Origin of the sequence: Microbacterium sp. LMI1-1-1.1 (genome assembly GCF_040815675.1) — a bacterium.
Taxonomy (GTDB): Bacteria; Actinomycetota; Actinomycetes; order Actinomycetales; family Microbacteriaceae; genus Microbacterium.
Genome location: NZ_JBFPNN010000009.1, coordinates 251,973 through 271,652, shown reverse-complemented (window position 1 = coordinate 271,652; position 19,680 = coordinate 251,973). Strand labels below are relative to the sequence as shown.

The window sequence follows — 19,680 nt, the reverse complement described above, 5'->3', positions numbered from 1 at the left end:
CGTCCGGCGTCACGGGTGCAGCCCGGCGATTTGCGCGTTCACGACGGCGGGGATACTGAACAAGGCGAGCGCGAAGACCACGGAAGTGACGGCCAGAACCATCGCCCCCGAGCGACCGCCTCGATACGCCCGGTTCGCGGCGAAAAAGGCCATGACGACCAGCGCGACAGGAGCGACGAGCCACAGCAGGAGAAGCCAAGGAGCGAAGAGGCCGATCCAGAGGAGAAACCAGAGCGGCACCGCCCCCAACAGGACGCCGAAGATGACCAGGACCGACAGCCCGATGCCGAGGATTGTGCTGTCGGCGCGCTGCTCCGGAGTCAATGACTCGGCTCGCCGAGAGCTTCGGTCCACCTGCACATAGCGGCCGGGGACCGACGAGTTGACCGGTGCGTCATCGTCCACGCCGCCACGCTAGGGGGCACGTCTCGCGGGTGTGGCGGGCATTCACCCGTCCGACCGCGGCATTTCATCCGTCCCGCCACAGACGGCCCCGGCCGCCCCTCCCGCTCTCGCGCAACTCCTGAGTCTCGAGCGGCGGGGGTTCGGCGCTTCGGCGGAAGAGCGGCCGTTGCGCGCTGAGGCCCCTAGGGCAGGCCAGAACTCAGGAGTTGTGCGAGAGCCCTGCCGCCGCCCGCGCCGCGCTCCGAAGAAAAGCATCCAGGTGGGCGTTCCGGCTGCCGTTCGGGCCGGTTCCGCGGGCGGAGCGCCGGAGCCCGGCGCACCCGGCCGGGCACCCGCCGTCGGTCCGAGCACGGGAGCCCGGCACACCCGGCGTCGGTCCGAGCGCCGGGGCCCGGCACACCCGGCATCGGTCCGAGCACGGGAGCACGGCACACCCGGCGTCCGTCCGAGCGCCGGAGCACGAAACACCCGGCCGGCGCACCCGCGGGGTCAGACGTGGAAGACCGTGTGCACGTCGCCGCCGAGCACCGCGCGCCCGCCGAGCGCGTCGATCTCCAGCAGCACCGCCGTGCCCGTGACCTCGCCGCCGAGCTGCGCGACGAGCTTGCGCCCCGCCTCGAGCGTGCCGCCGGTCGCGAGCACGTCGTCGAGCAGCAGCACGCGCGTGCCGCGGGGGATGTCGTCGTGCATCTCGATCTCGGCGGTGCCGTACTCGAGCGCGTACGACACCGCGGCGGCGGGGCGGGGGAGCTTTCCGGCCTTGCGGATCGGGACGAGTCCCACGCCGGCGGCGATCGCCGCGGCCCCGGCGAGGAGGAAGCCACGCGCCTCGATCCCCGCCACGACGTCGAACCGGCCGGCGAACGGCTCGATCAGCGCATCGATGGTCGCGCGCAGCGCGGCGGCATCCGCCAGCAACGGTGAGATGTCGCGGAACACCACCCCCGCCTCGGGGTAGTCGGGGATGCTGCCGATGAGCGATTCGGCACGGTCGAGCGCGGGGTTCGTCACCGCCCCACCCTAATCGCGCGCCCTCGCGGCCCGCGAAGGGAGGAGATGTCGCGAAGGGAGGACCCCCGCGGCATCCCTCCTCCTCCCCCGGCCACATCCCCTCCCCCCGCCACATCACCTCCGCCGCCCGCGAAGGGAGGAGATGTCGCGAAGGGAGGACCCCCGCGGCATCCCTCCTCCTCCCCCGGCCACATCCCCTCCCCCCGCCACATCACCTCCGCCGCCCGCGAAGGGAGGAGACCCGCGAAGGGAGGAGATGTCGCGAACGGAGGACCCCCGCGGCATCCCTCCTCCTCCCCCGGCCACATCCCCTCCCCCCGCCACATCACCTCGCGACCCGCGAAGGGAGGAGATGTCGCGAAGGGAGGAGCCCCGCGGCATCCCTCCTCCTCCCCCGGCCACATCCCCTCCCCCCGCCGACGCCCCACCGCCCGGGGGTTGACCGCACTGCAAGCGCTTGCACTAGCGTGGGCGCATGACTTTCACGCAGCAGGACGCGCGCGCCGACCTCGAGTCCGCGCCCGGCTCGGAGTGGTGGCGCACCGCCGTCATCTACCAGATCTATCCCCGCTCCTTCGCGGACGCCTCCGGCGACGGCCTCGGCGACCTCGCGGGCGTCACCGCGCACCTCGACGACCTGCAGGACCTGGGAGTGGATGCCATCTGGCTGAGCCCCTTCCAGACGTCGCCGCAGAAGGACGCGGGGTACGACGTCGCCGACTACCGCGACGTGGACCCGATCTTCGGCACGCTCGACGACTTCGACGAGATGCTGTCCGCGGCCCACCACCGCGGCATCCGGGTCATCGTCGACCTCGTCCCGAACCACTCCAGCGACCAGCACGTCTGGTTCCAGGAGGCGCTGAAGGCCGCGCCCGGGAGCCCGGAGCGGGCGCGCTACATCTTCCGCGACGGCAAGGGCGAGAACGGCGAGCTCCCGCCGAACAACTGGGAGTCCGTCTTCGGCGGCGGCATGTGGAAGCGCGTCACCGAGGCCGACGGCACCCCCGGGCAGTGGTACCTGCACATCTTCGACGAGAGCCAGCCGGACTTCGACTGGACCAACGAGGAGGTGCGCGCGGAGTTCCGCGACATCCTGCGCTTCTGGCTCGACCGCGGCGTCGACGGTTTCCGCGTCGACGTGGCGCACGGCCTCATCAAGGCCGACGGGCTGCCCGACTTCACGCCCGACCCCGAGGGCGGCTCCATGGGCGGCGACGCCGCGGAGGTCCCGTACTGGGGTCAGCCCGGCGTCCACGACGTGTGGCGCGAGTGGCACGAGGTGCTCGCCGCGTACGACGGCGACCGCGCTCTGTGCGCCGAGGCGTGGCTTCCGACCGTCGAGCAGACGGCCCTCTGGGTCCGCCCCGACGAGATGCACCAGGCCTTCAACTTCCACTACCTGGAGACGAAATGGGATGCCGCGGCCCTCCGCGACGTCATCACCGACTCGCTCGAGGAGTACGGTGCCGTCGGCGCTCCGAGCACCTGGGTCCTGTCGAACCACGACGTCGTCCGCCACGCCTCGCGGCTCGCGCTCACGGCGGAGAACCCGCAGGGCGCCGGTATCGGCCCGAAGTCGCCCGGCCAGCCCGACCCGGTCGTGGGCCTGCGCCGCGCCCGCGCCGCGACGTCGATGATGCTGGCGCTGCCCGGCTCGTCGTACCTCTACCAGGGCGAGGAGCTCGGACTCCCCGAGGTCATCGACCTGCCCGACGACGCCCGCCAGGACCCGACCTGGTTCCGCACCGAGGGCGAGCGCTACGGGCGGGACGGATGCCGCGTGCCCATCCCGTGGACGGCTGACGCGCCCGCGTACGGCTTCAACACCACGGGCGAGTCGTGGCTGCCGCAGCCGGCGGAGTGGGCCGAGCTGGCGCACGACGTCCAGGTCGACGACCCGTCGTCGACGCTGACGCTGTACCGGTCGCTCCTCGCCGAGCGCCGCGCGCGCGACCTCGGCGGGGGGCACCTCGAGTGGCTCGACGGGTACGGCGACGACGTGGTGGCGTTCCGCAACGGCTCCCTGCTCGTGGTCGCCAACCTCGGCGCGGACGCCGTCGAGCTGCCTGCGGGCGAGGTGCTCATCGCGAGCGGCCCGCTCGACGGCGATCGGCTGCCGACCGACACGACCGTGTGGATCGCCGCGGCCTGAGCCGTGGCATCCCTCCCCCGCTGAGAACGAGACCGTGGCCGGAATCGACGACGTCGCCCAGCGCGCGGGCGTCTCGACGGCCACGGTCTCGCGGGCGTTGAGCGGGCGCGGCCCGGTGTCGGCGCGCACCCGCGAACGTGTCGTCGCGGCGGCCGACGAGCTCGGTTACGTCGTCTCGGCGGCGGCATCCAGTCTGGCCACCGGTCGCACGCGCGCCATCGGTGTGGTCGTGCCGTTCCTCGACCGCTGGTTCTTCAGCACGGTGCTGGCCGGGATCTCCGACGGTCTCGTCCGGCACGGCTACGACATCACCCTCTATAGCGTGACGTCCGACCGCGACGAGCGCCGCCGCGTCTTCGGCGACAACCTGCGGCGTCGGCGCATCGACGCCGTGATCACGATCGCGCTGGACCTGGATGCCGAGGAGTCCGCGCTCGTTCGCGGTCTCGGCATCCCGGTGGTGTCGATCGGCGGCCCGAACCCCCTGCTGACGACCCTCACCGTGGACGACCGGGCCGTCGGCCGCGTCGCCACGACGCACCTGCTCGACCTCGGTCACCGGCGCATCGCGCACATCGGCGCGGATCTCGCGTCCGAGGCGTCCGTCCCCGCGCTCCGTCGGCGCGGCTTCGACGAGGTGATGAGGGATGCCGCCGACGCCGAGCCCCGTTTCGAGCCGGCCGACTTCACGATCGAGGGCGGTTCGGCCGCGGCGACACGACTGCTGACGGGGCGGACGCGCCCCACGGCGGTGTTCGCCGCGTCGGACGAGATGGCGATCGGCGCGATCCTCGCCGCGCGGGAGGCCGGACTGCGGGTGCCCGAGGACGTGTCGGTGATCGGCGTCGACGGGCACGAGCTGGGGCGCTGGTTCGGGCTGACGACGGTCGACCAGTTCGCGCGCGGGCAGGGCGGGCGGGCCGCCGAGGCCGTCCTCGCGGAGATCGACGGCGCCGAGCCCGAACGCCGGCGCGGCACCCTCCCGTTCGAGCTGCACGACCGCGGTTCGACCGCCCCGCCGCCCGCCTGACCCGGGCCGGGCGGGCGGGAGCCCGGGGCCCGGGGCCCGGGCGGGAGCCTGGCGGACCGGGGCCCGGGCGGGCAGGCGGGCGGGGGCCCGGACGGGCAGGCGGGCAGGCGAGAGGCCGCTGACGTCAGGCCGGGCGGATGCGGCCGATCAGGTCGTCGCGCGTGAGCGTGTCGCCCTCGGCGAGGACGGCGCGCGCCGCGTCGCGGGCGTCCTCGACGGCCCACAGCAGGACGCCGACGACTCGTCCGTCGTCGAGGTAGTAGACGACGCCGCGGTCGGCGTCGGCCCAGTCCTCGACGGTCTCGAGCGACGCGTCGAGCGTGCCGACCGCCTCGTACCGGACCCCGAAGACGGCCGAGTAGTAGTAAGGAGTGTGCGTGTAGGGCTCCCGCGCACCGGCGAGGTTGCGGCCGGCGGCCTTGCCCATCTCGTTCGCGTTGTCGACGTGCTCCACGCGCCGGCGCCCGAGGATCCGGTCTGGGTAGCTCGCGACGTCCCCCGCGGCGAAGACGTCGTCGACCGAGGTGCGCAGCTGCGCGTCCACGACCACGCCGTCCCCGACGTCGAGTCCGGCGTGCTCCGCGAGGTCGCTGGCGACCTGGATGCCGAGACCGCTGACGACCGCGTCGGCCCGCACCTCGTCGCCGTTCTCCAGCTCGAGCCGTGCGCCGGTGGCATCCACCTCTCCCCCGGTCACCTTGGAGCCCGCCACGATCTCGACGCCGTGGTCGCGGAAGAGGGCCTCGAAACGTTCAGCGAGAGCGGGCGGGAAGACCGCGTCGCCGAGCACCGAACCGGTGTGGATGAGCACGGTGTGCACATCGTTCTGGGTGAGGGCGGCCGCCAGCTCGGAGCCGATGTATCCGCCGCCGACGACGGCGATGCGGTCGACGTCCTTCGCGAGCGCGCGCAGGCGGCGGTAGTCCTCGGCGGTGCGGAAGCTCAGCGCCCGCTCGCCGTCGGTCCGGTCGTCCACGGGGAGCGGGATCGGGGTGCCGCCGGTCGCGAGGAGCAGGCGCGTGTAGGTGATCGTGTCGCCGGCGTCGGTGTCGACCTCGTGCGCGTCCGGTCGCACGGCCGTGACCCGGGTGCGGAGCAGGATCTGCGCGCCGGTGTCGTCCGCGGTGCCCAGCGGGACCTGGTCCCAGGTGAACTCGTCGTCGGTCCACAGCTTCTTGCTGAGCGCGGGACGCGTGTACGGCTCGTCGACGTCGTCGCTGACGATGCCGATGGTCCCGGCGGCATCCACCTCCCGGATCCCCCGAGCGGCGGTGTCGGCGACCATTCCGCCGCCGACGATGAGGTAGTCGAAGTGTGTGCTGGACATGGCGTCAGCCTCCCGGCCGAGCCTGAACACGAAGGACGGCTTTACAGCGGCGGCCCCATCCGGTAGTCGGAGGGGAGTTCGCTCTCGGGGCGCGGATCCTGCGCCCCGGCCGCGGGAACCCGTCCCGGACCGCCCACCGGCGACCCCGGACGCCACCCGCCCGGGCGAACTAGGCTCGGAGTATGAGCGTCGATCTCGAGAGCCTGTACACCGACCTCCACAAGCACCCCGAGCTGTCCTTCCAGGAGACACGGACGGCCGGCGTCATCGCCCGCCACCTGACCGACCTGGGACTCGAGGTCGAGGAGGGTGTGGGCCGCACGGGCCTCGTCACGACGATCCGCAACGGCGACGGGCCCGTCGTCTGGCTGCGCGCCGACATGGACGGCCTCCCCGTCGAGGAGCAGACCGGCCTGGAGTACGCCAGCACCGCCCGCGGCGTCGACCCCGCCGGCAACGCCGTCCCGGTCATGCACGCGTGCGGGCACGACATGCACGTGACCGCCCTCATCGGCGCCCTCGAGCGCCTGGCCGCCACGACCGACGAGTGGTCGGGCACGATCGTCGCGGTCTTCCAGCCCGCGGAGGAGTACGGCGCCGGATCGCAGGCGATGATCGCGGACGGCGTGCTGGACCGCTACCCGCGTCCCGACATCGTCCTCGGCCAGCACGTCACCCCGCTGCCGACCGGCACGATCGGCGTCCGCCCCGGGACGCAGATGGCCGCGTCGGACGGGCTGACCGTCGTCCTCCACGGTCGCGGCGGCCACGGCTCGCGCCCGCACTCAACGATCGACCCGGTCGTCATGGCCGCGGCCACCGTCATGCGCCTGCAGACCGTCGTCTCGCGCGAGGTCGACCCCCGCGACGTCGCCGTCGTCACGGTCGGCTCCATCCACGCCGGCCTGAAGAACAACATCATCCCCGCGGAGGCCAAGCTCGAGCTCAGCCTCCGCTACCCCGACGACGCCGCCCGCGAGCGCGTGATGGCCAAGGTCGAGCGCATCGTCCGCGCCGAGGCGCAGGCCTCGGGCGCCGAGCAGACCCCGACGATCTCGACCGACCACACCCTGCCGCCGACGATCAACGACCCCGACGCGACCGCCCGCCTCACCGAGGCGTTCCGCCGGGCGTTCGGCGAGACCAGCGTGGTCGACCCCGGCATGTTCACCGGCAGCGAGGACGTCTCGTGGTTCGCCCGCGAGTCCGGCGCCCCGCTGGTGTTCTGGTTCTGGGGCGGGGTCGACCCGCAGACGTTCGCGGCCGCGATGGCTGGAGGGACGATCGAGCGGGACATCCCGACCAACCACTCCCCCTACTTCGCGCCGGTGATGCAGCCCACCCTCGACCGCGGTGTCGAGAACCTCGTCGTCGCCGCCCGGGAGTTCCTCGCCTGATCGGACGGGATGGATGCCACCCCCGTGGCATCCATCCCTCCCTACTTGATCCCGCTGCGCGCGAACCCGGCCACGAAGTACCGCTGGAACACCAGGAAGACGATCGCGATCGGGACGACGTTGAGCAGGGCGTAGGCCATCGTGGCGCCGTAGTCGCTGCCGAACTGGCCCTGCAGGTAGAGCAGGCCGATCGGCAGGGTGAACAGCCGGTTCTCGCGCAGGGCGATGAGCGGCCAGGCGAAGTCGTTCCACGACGACAGCAGGCTCATGAAGACGAGCACCGCGATGAGCGGCTTCGACAGGGGCAGCACGACGCGAGTGAAGGTCTGCAGGTGACCGGCCCCGTCGAGGCGGGCGGCCTCGATGAGCTCGCGCGGGATGCCGAGCATGAACTGCCGCGCGAGGAACAGACCGAACGCCGACGCCGACACCGGGAGGATCACGGCCCAGTACGTGCCGTAGAGCCCGGTCATCGTGACGATGCGGAACAGCGACACCATGATCACCTGGACCGGCAGCACGAGGGTCGCCAGCGCCAGGAAGAACAACGTCGTCGACCCGCGGAACCGCAGCTGCGCGAAGGCGTAGCCGGCGAGGAGGCTCGTCGTCACCGAGATCAGCGTCACGACCACGGCGATCGCGACGGAGTTGCCGAACCAGGTCGCGACAGGGAACGAGGCGAACACCCGCGCGAAGTTCTCGAACGTCACCTCGCGGGGCCACAGCCGCAGATCGCGTCCGCCGAGCAGCTCCGCACGCGTCGAGAAGGCCACGGCGAGCATCCAGTAGAGCGGCGACACCGCGGCGAGGCCGATGACGGCCACGATGATCGTCCGCACGAGGACTCCCCCACGCCGCGACCGGTCGCGGGCCCGTCGACCCGGGCTCGGCGCCGGCGGGGCGAGGGGCGCCGCCCGAGCGGCATCCCGTCGTTCGTCGATGCTCACTCGACCACGTCCTTCGTCCGGGAGGCACGGTACTGCGCCGCGGCGAACACGAGGGCGAAGAGGAACAGCACCATGCCGATCGCCGCGGCGTACCCCTGGTCGCGCGTGACGAAGCCGGTCTCGTACGCGTACGTCACCAGCACCGACGTCGCCCCCGCGGGGCCGCCCCCGGTGAGGACGAAGACGATGTCGAACACCTGGAACGAGAAGATGACGTTCAGCACGACCAGGAAGAACGTCGTCGGCCCGAGCAGCGGCACGGTCACGTGCCGGAACCGTTGGAGGCGGTTCGCCCCGTCGAGGGTGGCCGCCTCGTACAGGTCGGGGCCGATGCCCTGCAGCCCCGCCAGGTAGATGAGCATGTTGAAGCCCGTCCGCCACCAGACCGTCGCCAGCACGATCGTGGCGAAGGCCGGCACCGCATCGGACTGCCAGGTCACCGGCGACAGCCCGACCGCGGTGAGGATGCGGTTCAGGATGCCGCTGTTCTGGTCGAACACGAGCACCCCGATGAGCGCGGTGGCCACGCCCGACACCGCCATGGGCAGGATCAGCAGCGACCGCCACAGCGGCCGCGCGGGCAGCGCCGCGTTCAGCAGGGTGGCCGCGACGAGACCGAGCAGCATCGACAGGGGTGTGACGAGAACGGTGAAGAGCACGGTGTTGCCGAGCGCCCGCCAGAACAGCGGGTCGCTCGCGAGCCGCGCGTAGTTGTCGAGACCGGCGAAGGTGCCGTCGCCGAAGCCGTCCGTCCGCTGCAGGCTCACGACGAAGGCGCCGACCAGCGGCACGAGCACGAACACCAGCAGCAGCAGGTAGTTCGGTGCGAGGAACCCGTACGCAGCGAGGGTCTCGCGGCGGGCGCCCGGGCGGCGGCTGCGCAGACGCTCCCCCGACGCCGGACGATCGGGCCGGACGGCGGTCCGCGCCGACGCCACCGCGGTGTCAGGCACCGGTGGCTGCCCCGATGCCGGACTGCAGGTTGGTCACGGTGGTGGCGGTGTCCTGGGCGCCGGTGAAGGCGAGGTCGAGCTGCTCCTTCAGCACCGGGATGATCGCCGACATCGACGGGCTGGCCACCTGGGCCACGTCCTGCGGCTGCACGACGGACGCCTGCGCGGCGAACACCGGCGCGAGGTCCGATCGCACGTCGAACTCGAGGTCGTCGTTGAGGAGGTCCGCGCGGGTGGGGAGGAGGGATGCCGCGCGGCAGAAGTCGCGCATCGGCTGTGCGTCCGTGACGAACTCGAGGAACGCGGCGGCCAGCTCGGGCTGCGTCGTGTTCGCGGTGGCCACGAGCGCGTTCCCGCCGAAGTCGCCGCCCGCCCGGACGTTGCGGGGGGCGTAGGTCGCCGTCCACTCGAAGTCCGCGGTGCTGTCCGCGTCGGGAAGCTGGAACGCGCCCGACCACACCATGGCGACGGACTGCGAGAACCACGACTCGGCTGCGTAGCTCGACGAGGCGATGGTGTTGTTGGCGGGCACGTAGTCCTTGGTGAAGAACGAGCGGGAGAACTCCACGGCCTCGCGGGCGGCGTCGGAGTCGATCGCGGGGGTCCGCTGGTCGGACTCGAGGAACGCCCCGTCGGACTGGAACAGCAGGCTGAGCCAGCGCGTGACGCCGTTGCCCTGCCAGTTGTACGCCCACGGCCACCGGTCGGCGGGCAGCCCGGCACGCAGCCGCTCGCCGAGGGCGTCCAACTCCTCCCACGTCCAGGCGTCGTCCGGCGAGGTCGGGATCTCGGAGGCGTCGATCCCCGCCTGCCGGAGCAGGCCGAGGTTGACGAGGATCGCCGAGGTGTCGGTGTGGTGCGGCAGGCCGAACGTGCCGTCGCCGTTCTGGACGGCCGCCCACGCCTGGGGCGTGAACTGACTCTCCCGGTCGGCCGACAGCAGCGGACCGAGGTCGAGCAGCTGCCCGCGCCCGGCATAGGCGCCGAACGTGTAGTACGGCACGCGGAAGATGTCCGGCGGGTTCCCCGCCTGCAGCTGCGCGTCGATGTTCGTGAACATCTGCTCGTAGGGCACGGCGTTGAGCTCGACGGTGACGCCGTCGTTCGCGGCCTCGAAGGCGGCGATCGCGGCGCGGAAGCCGGCGAGCTCCGCGTCCGTGCCCCACGTGGTGAAGGTGAGCGTCCCGGTGCGCCGTTCGGCCGGCGCGGACTGCACGAAACCGCAGCCGGCGAGGACGACGGGCAGAGCGAGGGCCCCCGCTCCGACGAGGAAGGTACGACGAGTGACGGGCATAGCGGACTCCGATCGTTTTTCAACGAAAGCGGACGCCGGGGCATGCGTTGCTCTCCCCGCGCACGATACCGAGCAGTCAAGCGGCGACGGGGGGCTTGCGCGGAGACGGTGGAGTGGATCCGCGGCGGATTTCCACCCCCTCGTCGCCCCGTTTCGACGGCCCTACGGTGAGTCCGTGACGTTCAACGACAATGCCCGCGTCGGCGGGAACTCCGCACGCCGCCGGGGCGGCACCGTCGCCGCCGTCGGCGGTGGCGCCATCGGCCTCGGCGGGATCGCGGTCCTGCTCATCTCCCTCTTCACCGGCACCGACCTCACGGGCCTCCTCGGCGACGGCGGAGGGCAGGCGGGCCCGCAGAGCGGGGGCGAGGCGATCGCGAACTGCGACACCGGCAGCGACGCGAATCGCAGCGACGACTGCCGGCTCGCCGCGGCCTCGCTCAACATCGACCAGTTCTGGCAGCAGCGTCTCGAGGGGTACCGCGAACCGCAGCTGATCATCGTCGACGGCGCCACGTCGACGTCGTGCGGCACGGCCTCCAACGCGACCGGTCCGTTCTACTGCCCGCCCGACGAGACCGTGTACGTCGACCCGACGTTCTTCGCCCTCCTGCGCGAGCAGTACGACACCACGGCGGGGCCGCTGGCCCAGCTCTACGTCCTCGCCCACGAGTACGGTCATCACGTCCAGCAGCTGACGGGCGTCTTCGACCAGTACCCGCGCGACGGCAGCGGCCCGGCCAGCAACGGCGTGCGGACGGAGCTGCAGGCCGACTGCTTCGCCGGCGCGTGGGTGGCCGCCGGCGAGGAGCAGGTCGACGAGGCCGGCACACCGTACCTGCAGACCCCGACCGCGCAGCAGATCAGCGACGCCCTCGGCGCCGCCGCCGCCGTGGGCGACGACCACATCCAGGAGGAGGCGGGCCGCCCGATCACCCCGGAGAGCTGGACCCACGGTTCCAGCGAGCAGCGTCAGCGCTGGTTCGACGAGGGACGCGCGGGCGGCGTGAACGCCTGCGACACGCTGACGATCCCGGCCACGAGCCTCTGACCGCGGCCGTCTCGGGAGGATGGATGCCACCCCGGTGGCATCCCTCCCCCGGGCTCACACGCGACTCGGGGAGTCCAGCGTCGCGGCGCGGTCGTCGACGAGCCGGCGGCCGCCGATCCAGCCCAGCAGCCCTCGGCCGTCGGGCCAGACGGGCAGCAGCACGAGGAGCGCGAGCGCGAGCGTGAAGCCGAGCACGGCGATCGGCAGCCCCAGTGCCAGAAGGAGGCTGACCCCGCCCACCCCCAGCACGAACCTCAGCGGGCGGGCGAGCCAGGCCGGCAGGAGACCGTCGGTGTACCTGACGCGGGTGGCGAGGTCGCCGATCGATCGTCCCGTCGCGAGGACGACGAGGAGCCAGAGCACGACGGGGGCGCTGATGCTGAGGATCCCCGCCACGGCGTGCCCACGACCGGACTCCGGGAACACCGTCCTGAAGACCATCTCGGCGGTGACCCACGCGGCCAGCGACACGAGCGAGAAGCCGAGCACGTCGCACGCGATGCCGAGGAAGCGCCGACGGCGGGTGACCGGGCGGGGCTTGTCGGCGTCGGCGGGGCGCTCGGCCCCGCGGTGCTCGGGCGGGACGATGAGGGCGATGGCCGACCCGATCACGGCGCCGGCGGTGTTGGCCATCAGGTCGTCGACGTCGAAGACGCGGTACGGGCAGGGGAAGACGCCCCACACGGCCGTGAGCTGCGACGTCTCGACGACGCCGCTCACGGCGAGCCCGGTCAGACCGGCCACCACCACGCCGCGGCCGCCGAGCACGCGGAGGAGGAAGCCGAGGGGCAGGAACAGCACGATGTTGAAGACCACCTGCAGCACCGCGGCGAGTCCCCGGTTCGGGGATTTCGCGAGCTCGGTGACGATGTCGTCGATGAAGTGGAAGGGCTGAAGGTTGAGCCCGGCGCAGGCGTACTGGTCCTCGAGGGGGAACGGCCACAGCGTGTAGCTCCAGATCGCCCAGAAGTACACGGCCGCCGCGACCCAGAGCAGGGTGCGCGGCACCGATAGCCCGCCCCGCCGGCGGTAGCTGACGGCGACGAAGGGGACGAAGGCGAAAACCGCCACGACGCCGCCCGCGACGACGGCGATGAGGCCGGAGCCCAGGATGTTGTTCACGCCGCGATGCTAGGGAGCGGCAAGGCACCTCACCTTCTCAGCGGCCCATAAATCACCCGATCTCTCACCCATTCCGTCGCCGAGAGGCCTTGCGGAGGGCGGCGCGTAGCCTGGAGGGATGCCACGCGCCGCCGACCTCCGCGACCGACTCGCGGACGAGATCGACCGCACCGGGTTCGGAGCCCACGGCATCCATGTCCGGGTCGGCGACGAGACCGCGCAGCGACGGTGGACGCCGGACGTCCGGGAGGAGATCCACTCTGTCGCCAAGGCGGTGTGCGTTCTCGCCGCCGGCATTGCGGTGGACGAGGGCGCGGTGTCGCTCGACGAGCCGATGCGCGACATCCTCGGCGACGCTCCCCTCGGACCGGGGGTGGAGCGGATCACCCTGCGGCATCTGCTGTCGATGACGAGCGGAATCGACCTGCCCTGGTCGCCCACGATGATGACCGACTGGCCGGATCTCGCGGCCGAGTTCCTTTCCCGTCCCACCCGCGGACGCGTCTTCCAGTACTCCAACGCGAGCACGTACACCGCCATGCACGTGCTCGCCCGTCGGGTGGGCGACATCGAGGAGTACATCCGTCCGCGGCTGCTCGACCACCTGGGCCTCGGGGACGTGACATGGGCCCGCTGCCCCAACGGGCGCGTGCTCGCCGGGGAGGGACTGGCTCTGCGCACCGAGGAGATGGCCCGTCTCGGGCACCTCGTCCGCGACGGGGGCGTCGTCGACGGTCGGCGGCTGGTGTCGGCCGCCGGTGCGGCCGCGCTGCACTCCGGGTGGGTCGAGACGGGCAGCACCGGCGAGGGCTACCGCCGCTACGCGATGGCCGGCTGGGACGGTCCCGGCGACGCCTGGCGGCTCCACGGCGCCCACGGCCAGCTGGTCGTCTTCGCGGCGGGCGCCGTCGTCACGGTCACCGCGGACGACCACGCCGGGGCGGACGCCGTGGCGGCGTTCGCCGCGCGAGCGGCCGGCGCCTGAGGCGGCGTTCGCCGCGCGAGCAGCCCGCGCCTGAGGCGGCGTTCGCCGCGCGAGGGGCCTGCGCCGGGGCCGGGGACGCGGGCCGCGGAGACCTGCGCGCGGGGGCCGGGAGGTCTCGATCCGTCAACCGTGGAGTGAACGCCGGGGCGTCACGTTGCGCCGAACGTCCCGCAGGCGTAATGTCGCGCGCCGTGACTGACGAAAGTCGCGAGCCCGGCGTGGAGACGCCGATGGCCAAGCGCATCCTCCTCGGCGAGCCGTTGACGTCGGAGAAACTCGACGAACAGCTCCTCCCCAAGAAGATGGCGCTCCCCATCTTCGCGTCCGACGCCCTCTCCTCCGTGGCCTATGCGCCACAGGAGCTGCTGATGATCCTGCTGATCGGCGGGACGGCGCTGCTGACGCTGAGCCCCTGGGTGGCGGTGGCCGTCGTGGTCCTCCTGATCGTCGTGGTGCTGAGCTACCGGCAGCTGATCAAGGCGTACCCGTCCGGCGGCGGCGACTACGAGGTCGCGAGCAAGAACCTCGGCGAGGTGCCGGGCGTCGTGGTGGCCGCCGCGCTGCTGGTCGACTACGTCCTCACGGTCGCGGTGTCGGTGGCATCCGGAGTCGACAACATCATCTCGGCCATCCCCGAGCTGAACCCGCTCCGGGTGGAGCTCGCCGTCGGGTTCGTCATCCTCATCGTCATCGTGAACCTCCGTGGCGTGCGCGAGGCGTCGTCGGTGTTCGCGATCCCGACGTACGTCTTCATCGGCTCGGTCGCACTGATGATCGTCGTGGGTCTCGGGCGCACCCTGCTCGGCGACGCGCCCGTCGCCTCGAGCGCCGGGTTCGGCGTGGAGGCCGAGTCGCTGACCCAGGTGGCGCTGATCCTGCTCGTGCTCCGCGCGTTCTCGAGCGGCTGCTCCGCGCTCACCGGTGTCGAGGCCGTCTCGAACGGCGTGCCCGCGTTCCGCAAGCCGAAGATCCGCAACGCGCAGACCACGCTCACGCTCATGGGCACCATCGCGATCCTGCTGTTCTCGGGTCTGACCGCGCTCGCGCTCATCGCGAACGTGCACTACGCCGAGAACCCCTGCAACCTCATCGGCTTCGACTGCGCCAACAACCCGCAGCCGAGCCTCATGGCGCAGGTCGCGGCGGCCACCTTCGGGTCGGGCAGCATCATGTTCTTCGTCATCCAGGCGGCCACCGCGTGCGTGCTGCTCCTGGCGGCCAACACGGCCTTCAACGGGTTCCCCCTGCTGGGCTCGGTCCTGGCGCGCGACGGATACGCGCCGAAGGCGCTGAACACCCGCGGCGACCGGCTCGTGTACTCCAACGGAATGGTCATCCTCGGCATCGTCGCCATCGGCGTGCTGATCGTCTACCAGGCCAACCTCACGACGCTGATCCAGCTGTACATCATCGGCGTCTTCGTCTCCTTCTCGCTCGGGCAGATCGGGATGGTCCGTCACTGGCGCCGGGCGCTCCGCGACATGCAGAAGCTTCCGGAGGAGGCCCGCCGGCAGCAGTCGGCGCAGTACGAGCGCCGTTCGGCGATCTCCGGCCTGTGGATCAACTCGGTCGGCGCGAGCCTCACGGTCGTGGTGCTGCTGATCGTCACGGTGACGAAGTTCGTCCACGGGGCCTGGCTGATCTTCATCGCCATCCCGATCCTCGCCGTCCTCATGATCGGCGTGAACCGGTACTACCGCGACGTCGAGCACGAGATCCGCATGGATGACAGCGTGCACTTCGGCTCGTCGGGCGACGTGGCCATCATCCTCGTGAACCGCCTGCAGAAGCCCGTCATGAAGGCCATCGACTACGCCCTCGCCGCCAACCACGAGAAGACGCTCGCCGTCCATGTGGCGATCACGGAGGAGGAGTCGACGGCGCTGCAGAAGGACTGGGCGGCGCGCGACATGCCCATTCCGCTCGTCATCATCGAGTCGCCGTACCGCGCCTACACGTCGCCGGTGACCGCCTTCATCAAGAAGTACCGCGAGAAGCACGGCGCCTCGGTCGTCACCGTCTACCTGCCGCAGTACATCGTGGGCCACTGGTGGGAGTCGATCCTGCACAACCGCCGCTCGCGGCGCCTCGCCCACCAGCTGATGCTCGTGCACGGCGTCTCGATCACGCTCGTCCCGTGGCTGCTGGACTCGTCCGAGCTCATCTACGGCCGTCGCTCCCGCCCGCTCCCGGGCCAGCAGCGCGGTGGACAGCCGGTCGCCGAGGTGCCGGCGCATCGTCCGCGGAAGTCCGCGGGGAGCGAGTCGCCCTCGTCCTAGGCCTCGAACGATGCCCCGCCCCGCCTGCGGGGGCATCGCTGCGTGCGCAGGAGCCGCCGCACGGGGGTGTCCGTCAGGCCGGCGCACGGGGGTGTCCGTCAGGCCGGCGCACGGGTGATGCGCAGGTCCGTCCGTGCGACAATTCATCGCTGCACCGAACGCCGTGAGGACCCCCCGATGCCTTTCCACAGCAAGCGCACACTCGAGCACTGGATCGCCGAGTTCGTCGACGCCCGTAGCGGCGGCGAGGAGATCCGCGTGGCCGTGCAGGACGGCGATGGCGGGCAGGACACCGGTCTGGTGGTGGTCCCCCTCGAGAACGCGCCCAACACCGTGTGGATCGAGCCGCGCGCCACGGGCGACGACCTCACCTGGCACGTGCTCATCGAGCCGTCGACCGAGACGCTGGAGCTCACGAGCTTCGAGCTCAACGGGCTCACGCACGAGCTGCAGATCGCGGCCGAGGTGTGCGCGTTCCTGCAGGAGAAGTCGCTCGGGCATTTCGAGCCCACGAGCTCGCCCGAGTCCTCCCCCGAGGCGTCCGCCGCCGGCTGAGCCGCGGATCATGCGGCTCAGCCGGGTTCGCTGCGCTGACGCGCAGGCGCGGGACACACGCGGCTCCGTGTGAACGGTGCACTCACGGGAGGACGATGACCTTCCCCGCGATGCGGCCCGCCGCGGCTTCGGCGTGGAGCGCCGGCAGGTCGATGAGCGAGATGCGCCGACCGACCTCTACCGTGAGACTCCCGTCGTCGACGAGGGAGACGAGCTCGGACAGACGCTCGCGGTTCGGAAGAACGAAGACGGTCGCCGCACGCACTCCGCGGGAGTCATCGCCGGGAGTGGCGATGAACGCCGTGGTGCTGACGACGGCCCCGCCGTCGCGCACCGCGGCGACGTACGACGCGAACTGATCGGGATCGAGGGGGGCCAGATTCAGGAGCACGTCGACCCGCGCGTCGAGGGTTGTCAGGAGGTCCGTCTCGGTGTGGTCGATGATCTCGTCGGCTCCGGCGTCACGGACGGCGTCCCTGCTGCGGGGACTGGCCGTCGCGATGACGTGGCTGCCGGCGCGCTTCGCGAGTTGGATCGCGTACTTGCCGACGACCCCGCCCGCACCGACGATGAGGACCCGCTGGCCGGCTTCGAGCCGGCCCTCGTCGAAGAGCGCCTGCCAGGCGGTCAGAGCGACCGACGGCAGAGCGGCCGCGTCGGCGAGAGGAATCGTCGTCGGAGCGGCGACGACGGCGTCGGCGGGAGCCAGCACGTACTCGGCGGCGCCCCCGTCGCGCACCATGGGCAGGAACGCGACGATGGCATCACCGATGGCGAGCCCGTCGACCCCCTCACCCACCGCGTCGATCGTGCCGGAGACGTCGTAGCCCGGAATGTGAGGGAGCTCGACCGGGATCGGGATCGTCCCGCCCCTCATACCGGCGTCGGCCGCGTTGAACGCGGACGCCGCGACGCGCACCCGCACCTGCCCTGCCGCCGGAACGGGCTTCTCGACGTCGCGGTAGTGGAGGACCTCGGGTCCGCCGATCTCGGAGTACTGCACAGCCTTCATGGTCTCGCCTTTCGTCATTGCTTCAAATTCGAAGCATCGGCGGCGACGGTAGCACTGCTTCGAACTCGAAGCAACTGATATGGTCGGAGCATGTCCGATCCACCCGCGGCTCTGACGCCGACGCAGCTCAGCGCCTACCTCTCTTTCACGGAGGTGGGCAGCCTGCTGCGTCCCGCGGTCGAGAAGCAGCTGCGCGACGCCGGAGACCTCAGCTACATCCAGTTCCAGCTCCTCGCCCGCCTCGGCGACACCCCTGATGGCCGTCTCCGAATGACCGACCTCGCCGACGGCGTCGTCTACAGCCGCAGCGGACTCACCTATCAGGCGCAGCTGCTCGAGCAACGCGGCCTCATCACCCGTTCACCGTCACCGGACGACGAGCGCAGCACCGTCGCGTCGATCACCGACGCCGGTCGCGGCATCCTCCGGACCGTGTTCCCCGGCCACATCGCCACGGTTCACGGGCTCCTCTTCGCGACCCTCGACGACGAGGACGCAGACGACCTCGCCCGCATCCTCGGACGCGTCACCACCCACCTCCGCGCATCCCCGCCGCGGTCGGCGACCCGTCGACGCGCGACGTGACGGCCGACGCGCCGTCCGGCCCGGCCGGAGAACGAGTGGCTACGATCGAGGGGTGATCGCAAGCATCCTTCTCTGACTCGGCATCGCGTCGTCCTCGACCGGCTCGTCCGGTCTTCTTCGCATGCCGTTTCTGTTTTGAAGGAGTGCTTTCCGCATGTCTCACCACGTTCACCCCGCCGCGCCCGCGGCACCACATTTCACCGTCGCGGTCTGGGACGCGCGACACCGAAGCGCAGACACGACGCTGCGTGAGATCGTCTCCCGCGCCCGCGTCATCGCCGTCGGCGAGTCGGCTCATTTCATCGCCGAGCTCAACGCCGGTCGCGCCACCCTCGTCGAAGCCCTCATCCGCGATGCCGATGTCCGCAGTCTCGCTCTCGAGATCGGCCACGACGAGGCGCCTCTCGTCGAGCAATGGCTCGCGGGACGGCGGCCCGGGGCGCTGCGGGCGGTCGTCGGACCGCTCACCGCGGCGCTGTACGGAACCTTCCTCGAGGATCTTCGAGCTCGACTGGCCCCCGACCACAACATCCGCGTGCTGGGCGTGGATCTGCCGAACTCCCTCACGATCGAACCGAGCATCGCCCCGCTGGCCGACGTGCTCGCCGTGGTCGACCCCGCGGCCGCCGAGCTCGTGCAGTCGGCGAGAGAGCTGGCACGACGGATCGTCGGGGGCTCCGCTGCGGCCAGCGCCGCGTCGTGGCTCGCCCTCGACCGCTCGGACCAGGACTCTCTCACGGTGGCGATGACTCGCCTCCGAGCCCGCGTCGACGCACTCCGTGCCGTTCACGAACGGGGCGGTGACGCGGAGCTATGGCGAGAAGCCGGCGCGCTGGTCGATGCGGCTGTCACGACCGACGTCATGCTCCGAGCGATGGCCGACCTGTTCTCCGGCGTCGGGCGCATCGACGATACGACGATCCGCGAGGCCTTCGTGGCTCGGCGGATCGTCGACGAAGTCCGCGCGCTTCCCGCCGGCGGGCGGATCGCGTACGTCGCGCACAACAACCACATCCAGAAGACGCCGGTCGTGTTCGACGGGGTGCTGACCGCGTACCCTGCCGGCAGTCTTCTGGCCGGATCTCTCGGCTCCGACTATCGAGCCGTGGCCCTGACGCACGTCGACGGTCAGGTGCCCGAGATGATCTTTCCCGCCACCACGGACGTCGGATTCCGGGTGGAGCGCGTGACGGCCGCGGACGTCGACGAGTGCTGTGTCGAGGCCGCGGCCGGCGGCGTGCTGCGGTCGGCCGACGCGGCCATCGTGCGCTGGGAGGCGGAGGCGGACACCGCAACGCTCCGCATCCGATCGCAGAGTGCGCTCACGGACGTCGGGACGGCGGCGTTCGACGCCGCCCTTGTCTTCGCCTCCGCGACGACCGATGCGGCAGTGACCGCCCTCGGCCTGGACTGACTCCCCTCCGACGCGTGCTGACCGTCGTCCACCCGACGGCGGTCAGCACTTCGGCGCATGGTCGACGGTCGGGGTGCCTCCACCGCCGTCGGCCCCGCGTAAGGGCACCGTATGCGTCCGTCAGGGATCCGTAGGGAAAGCGTGAGGACGCCGCAGCG

The 19,680-nt window shown here is 71.6% G+C and carries 17 protein-coding genes; 9 read left to right on the top strand and 8 right to left on the bottom strand.

Going from position 1 to position 19,680, the window contains the following annotated elements; all coding sequences use genetic code 11:
• Positions 1–9: 9 nt before the first annotated feature.
• Together MRBLMI1_RS14685 and MRBLMI1_RS14680 are read right to left on the bottom strand one after the other, a co-directional pair.
• A complete protein-coding gene (locus MRBLMI1_RS14685; RefSeq protein ID WP_367734076.1) occupies positions 10–405 on the bottom strand; it encodes a hypothetical protein in 396 nt (131 codons plus the stop codon).
• 489 nt (positions 406–894) lie between these two features.
• Complete coding sequence (locus MRBLMI1_RS14680) at positions 895–1,416, bottom strand: adenine phosphoribosyltransferase (RefSeq protein ID WP_367734074.1); 522 nt, start codon at positions 1,414–1,416, stop codon at positions 895–897.
• Between the two features lie 475 nt (positions 1,417–1,891).
• Between MRBLMI1_RS14680 and MRBLMI1_RS14675 the strand changes: the two genes are divergently transcribed.
• Positions 1,892–3,571, top strand: a complete 1,680-nt coding sequence (locus MRBLMI1_RS14675) for a glycoside hydrolase family 13 protein (RefSeq protein WP_367734072.1) — start codon at positions 1,892–1,894, stop codon at positions 3,569–3,571.
• A gap of 34 nt (positions 3,572–3,605) precedes the next feature.
• Positions 3,606–4,601 carry a LacI family DNA-binding transcriptional regulator gene (locus tag MRBLMI1_RS14670; protein ID WP_367734070.1) on the top strand — a complete coding sequence of 332 codons (996 nt, stop codon included), beginning with the start codon at positions 3,606–3,608 and terminating at the stop codon, positions 4,599–4,601.
• A 124-nt stretch (positions 4,602–4,725) separates the two neighbouring features.
• On the opposite strand, the gene MRBLMI1_RS14665 is transcribed toward MRBLMI1_RS14670, so the two are convergent.
• Positions 4,726–5,928, bottom strand: coding sequence for an NAD(P)/FAD-dependent oxidoreductase (locus MRBLMI1_RS14665; protein ID WP_367734068.1), 1,203 nt, complete (start codon positions 5,926–5,928; stop codon positions 4,726–4,728).
• 182 nt (positions 5,929–6,110) lie between these two features.
• Here MRBLMI1_RS14665 and MRBLMI1_RS14660 point away from each other — a divergent pair, with 182 nt between their 5' ends.
• Entirely contained in the window at positions 6,111–7,325 is a 1,215-nt protein-coding gene (locus tag MRBLMI1_RS14660; RefSeq protein WP_367734063.1) for an amidohydrolase, read from the top strand.
• Positions 7,326–7,366: 41 nt separating this feature from the next.
• Here the strand turns inward: MRBLMI1_RS14660 and MRBLMI1_RS14655 are convergent, their stop codons facing one another.
• Genes MRBLMI1_RS14655 through MRBLMI1_RS14645 form a run of 3 tightly spaced genes read right to left on the bottom strand, consistent with a single transcriptional unit; the run spans position 7,367 to position 10,519 of the window.
• Positions 7,367–8,272 (bottom strand): carbohydrate ABC transporter permease, encoded by a 906-nt coding sequence (locus tag MRBLMI1_RS14655; protein ID WP_367734060.1) that lies wholly within the window; start codon positions 8,270–8,272, stop codon positions 7,367–7,369.
• Positions 8,269–9,225: a carbohydrate ABC transporter permease gene (locus tag MRBLMI1_RS14650; RefSeq protein ID WP_367734058.1), complete on the bottom strand. Its 957-nt coding sequence runs from the start codon at positions 9,223–9,225 to the stop codon at positions 8,269–8,271. The genes MRBLMI1_RS14655 and MRBLMI1_RS14650 overlap by 4 nt, the downstream gene beginning before the upstream one ends.
• Positions 9,218–10,519 (bottom strand): ABC transporter substrate-binding protein, encoded by a 1,302-nt coding sequence (locus MRBLMI1_RS14645; protein ID WP_367734056.1) that lies wholly within the window; start codon positions 10,517–10,519, stop codon positions 9,218–9,220. The genes MRBLMI1_RS14650 and MRBLMI1_RS14645 overlap by 8 nt, the downstream gene beginning before the upstream one ends.
• Positions 10,520–10,694: 175 nt before the next feature.
• Between MRBLMI1_RS14645 and ypfJ the strand changes: the two genes are divergently transcribed.
• Positions 10,695–11,570, top strand: coding sequence for a KPN_02809 family neutral zinc metallopeptidase (gene ypfJ / locus MRBLMI1_RS14640; protein ID WP_367734054.1), 876 nt, complete (start codon positions 10,695–10,697; stop codon positions 11,568–11,570).
• A gap of 54 nt (positions 11,571–11,624) precedes the next feature.
• On the opposite strand, the gene MRBLMI1_RS14635 is transcribed toward ypfJ, so the two are convergent.
• Positions 11,625–12,692, bottom strand: a complete 1,068-nt coding sequence (locus MRBLMI1_RS14635) for a VanZ family protein (protein ID WP_367734052.1) — start codon at positions 12,690–12,692, stop codon at positions 11,625–11,627.
• A gap of 118 nt (positions 12,693–12,810) precedes the next feature.
• On the opposite strand from MRBLMI1_RS14635, the gene MRBLMI1_RS14630 reads away from it, so the two are divergent.
• The 3 genes from MRBLMI1_RS14630 (at position 12,811) to MRBLMI1_RS14620 (ending at position 16,511) form a co-directional block, all read left to right on the top strand.
• Complete coding sequence (locus tag MRBLMI1_RS14630) at positions 12,811–13,677, top strand: serine hydrolase domain-containing protein (RefSeq protein WP_367734050.1); 867 nt, start codon at positions 12,811–12,813, stop codon at positions 13,675–13,677.
• 179 nt (positions 13,678–13,856) lie between these two features.
• Entirely contained in the window at positions 13,857–15,956 is a 2,100-nt protein-coding gene (locus MRBLMI1_RS14625) for an APC family permease (protein ID WP_367734048.1), read from the top strand.
• Positions 15,957–16,133: 177 nt separating this feature from the next.
• On the top strand, positions 16,134–16,511 hold the full coding sequence (locus tag MRBLMI1_RS14620) for a hypothetical protein (protein ID WP_367734046.1): 378 nt from the start codon (positions 16,134–16,136) through the stop codon (positions 16,509–16,511).
• A gap of 82 nt (positions 16,512–16,593) precedes the next feature.
• Here the strand turns inward: MRBLMI1_RS14620 and MRBLMI1_RS14615 are convergent, their stop codons facing one another.
• On the bottom strand, positions 16,594–17,523 hold the full coding sequence (locus MRBLMI1_RS14615) for an NADP-dependent oxidoreductase (RefSeq protein ID WP_367734044.1): 930 nt from the start codon (positions 17,521–17,523) through the stop codon (positions 16,594–16,596).
• A 90-nt stretch (positions 17,524–17,613) separates the two neighbouring features.
• On the opposite strand from MRBLMI1_RS14615, the gene MRBLMI1_RS14610 reads away from it, so the two are divergent.
• Both MRBLMI1_RS14610 and MRBLMI1_RS14605 read left to right on the top strand, forming a co-directional pair.
• Positions 17,614–18,108, top strand: coding sequence for a MarR family winged helix-turn-helix transcriptional regulator (locus MRBLMI1_RS14610; protein ID WP_367734042.1), 495 nt, complete (start codon positions 17,614–17,616; stop codon positions 18,106–18,108).
• 154 nt (positions 18,109–18,262) lie between these two features.
• Positions 18,263–19,522, top strand: a complete 1,260-nt coding sequence (locus MRBLMI1_RS14605; protein ID WP_367734040.1) for an erythromycin esterase family protein — start codon at positions 18,263–18,265, stop codon at positions 19,520–19,522.
• Positions 19,523–19,680: the final 158 nt, after the last annotated feature.

Excerpts from the sequence above, each read along its gene's own strand:
- MRBLMI1_RS14675 (WP_367734072.1), top strand. The coding sequence starts at position 1,892 with ATGACTTTCACGCAGCAGGACGCGCGCGCCGACCTCGAGTCCGCGCCC.
- MRBLMI1_RS14665 (WP_367734068.1), bottom strand. The coding sequence starts at position 5,928 with ATGTCCAGCACACACTTCGACTACCTCATCGTCGGCGGCGGAATGGTC.
- MRBLMI1_RS14660 (WP_367734063.1), top strand. The coding sequence starts at position 6,111 with ATGAGCGTCGATCTCGAGAGCCTGTACACCGACCTCCACAAGCACCCC.
- MRBLMI1_RS14645 (WP_367734056.1), bottom strand. The coding sequence starts at position 10,519 with ATGCCCGTCACTCGTCGTACCTTCCTCGTCGGAGCGGGGGCCCTCGCT.
- MRBLMI1_RS14630 (WP_367734050.1), top strand. The coding sequence starts at position 12,811 with ATGCCACGCGCCGCCGACCTCCGCGACCGACTCGCGGACGAGATCGAC.
- MRBLMI1_RS14625 (WP_367734048.1), top strand. The coding sequence starts at position 13,857 with ATGTCGCGCGCCGTGACTGACGAAAGTCGCGAGCCCGGCGTGGAGACG.
- MRBLMI1_RS14620 (WP_367734046.1), top strand. The coding sequence starts at position 16,134 with ATGCCTTTCCACAGCAAGCGCACACTCGAGCACTGGATCGCCGAGTTC.
- MRBLMI1_RS14615 (WP_367734044.1), bottom strand. The coding sequence starts at position 17,523 with ATGAAGGCTGTGCAGTACTCCGAGATCGGCGGACCCGAGGTCCTCCAC.
- MRBLMI1_RS14610 (WP_367734042.1), top strand. The coding sequence starts at position 17,614 with ATGTCCGATCCACCCGCGGCTCTGACGCCGACGCAGCTCAGCGCCTAC.
- MRBLMI1_RS14605 (WP_367734040.1), top strand. The coding sequence starts at position 18,263 with ATGTCTCACCACGTTCACCCCGCCGCGCCCGCGGCACCACATTTCACC.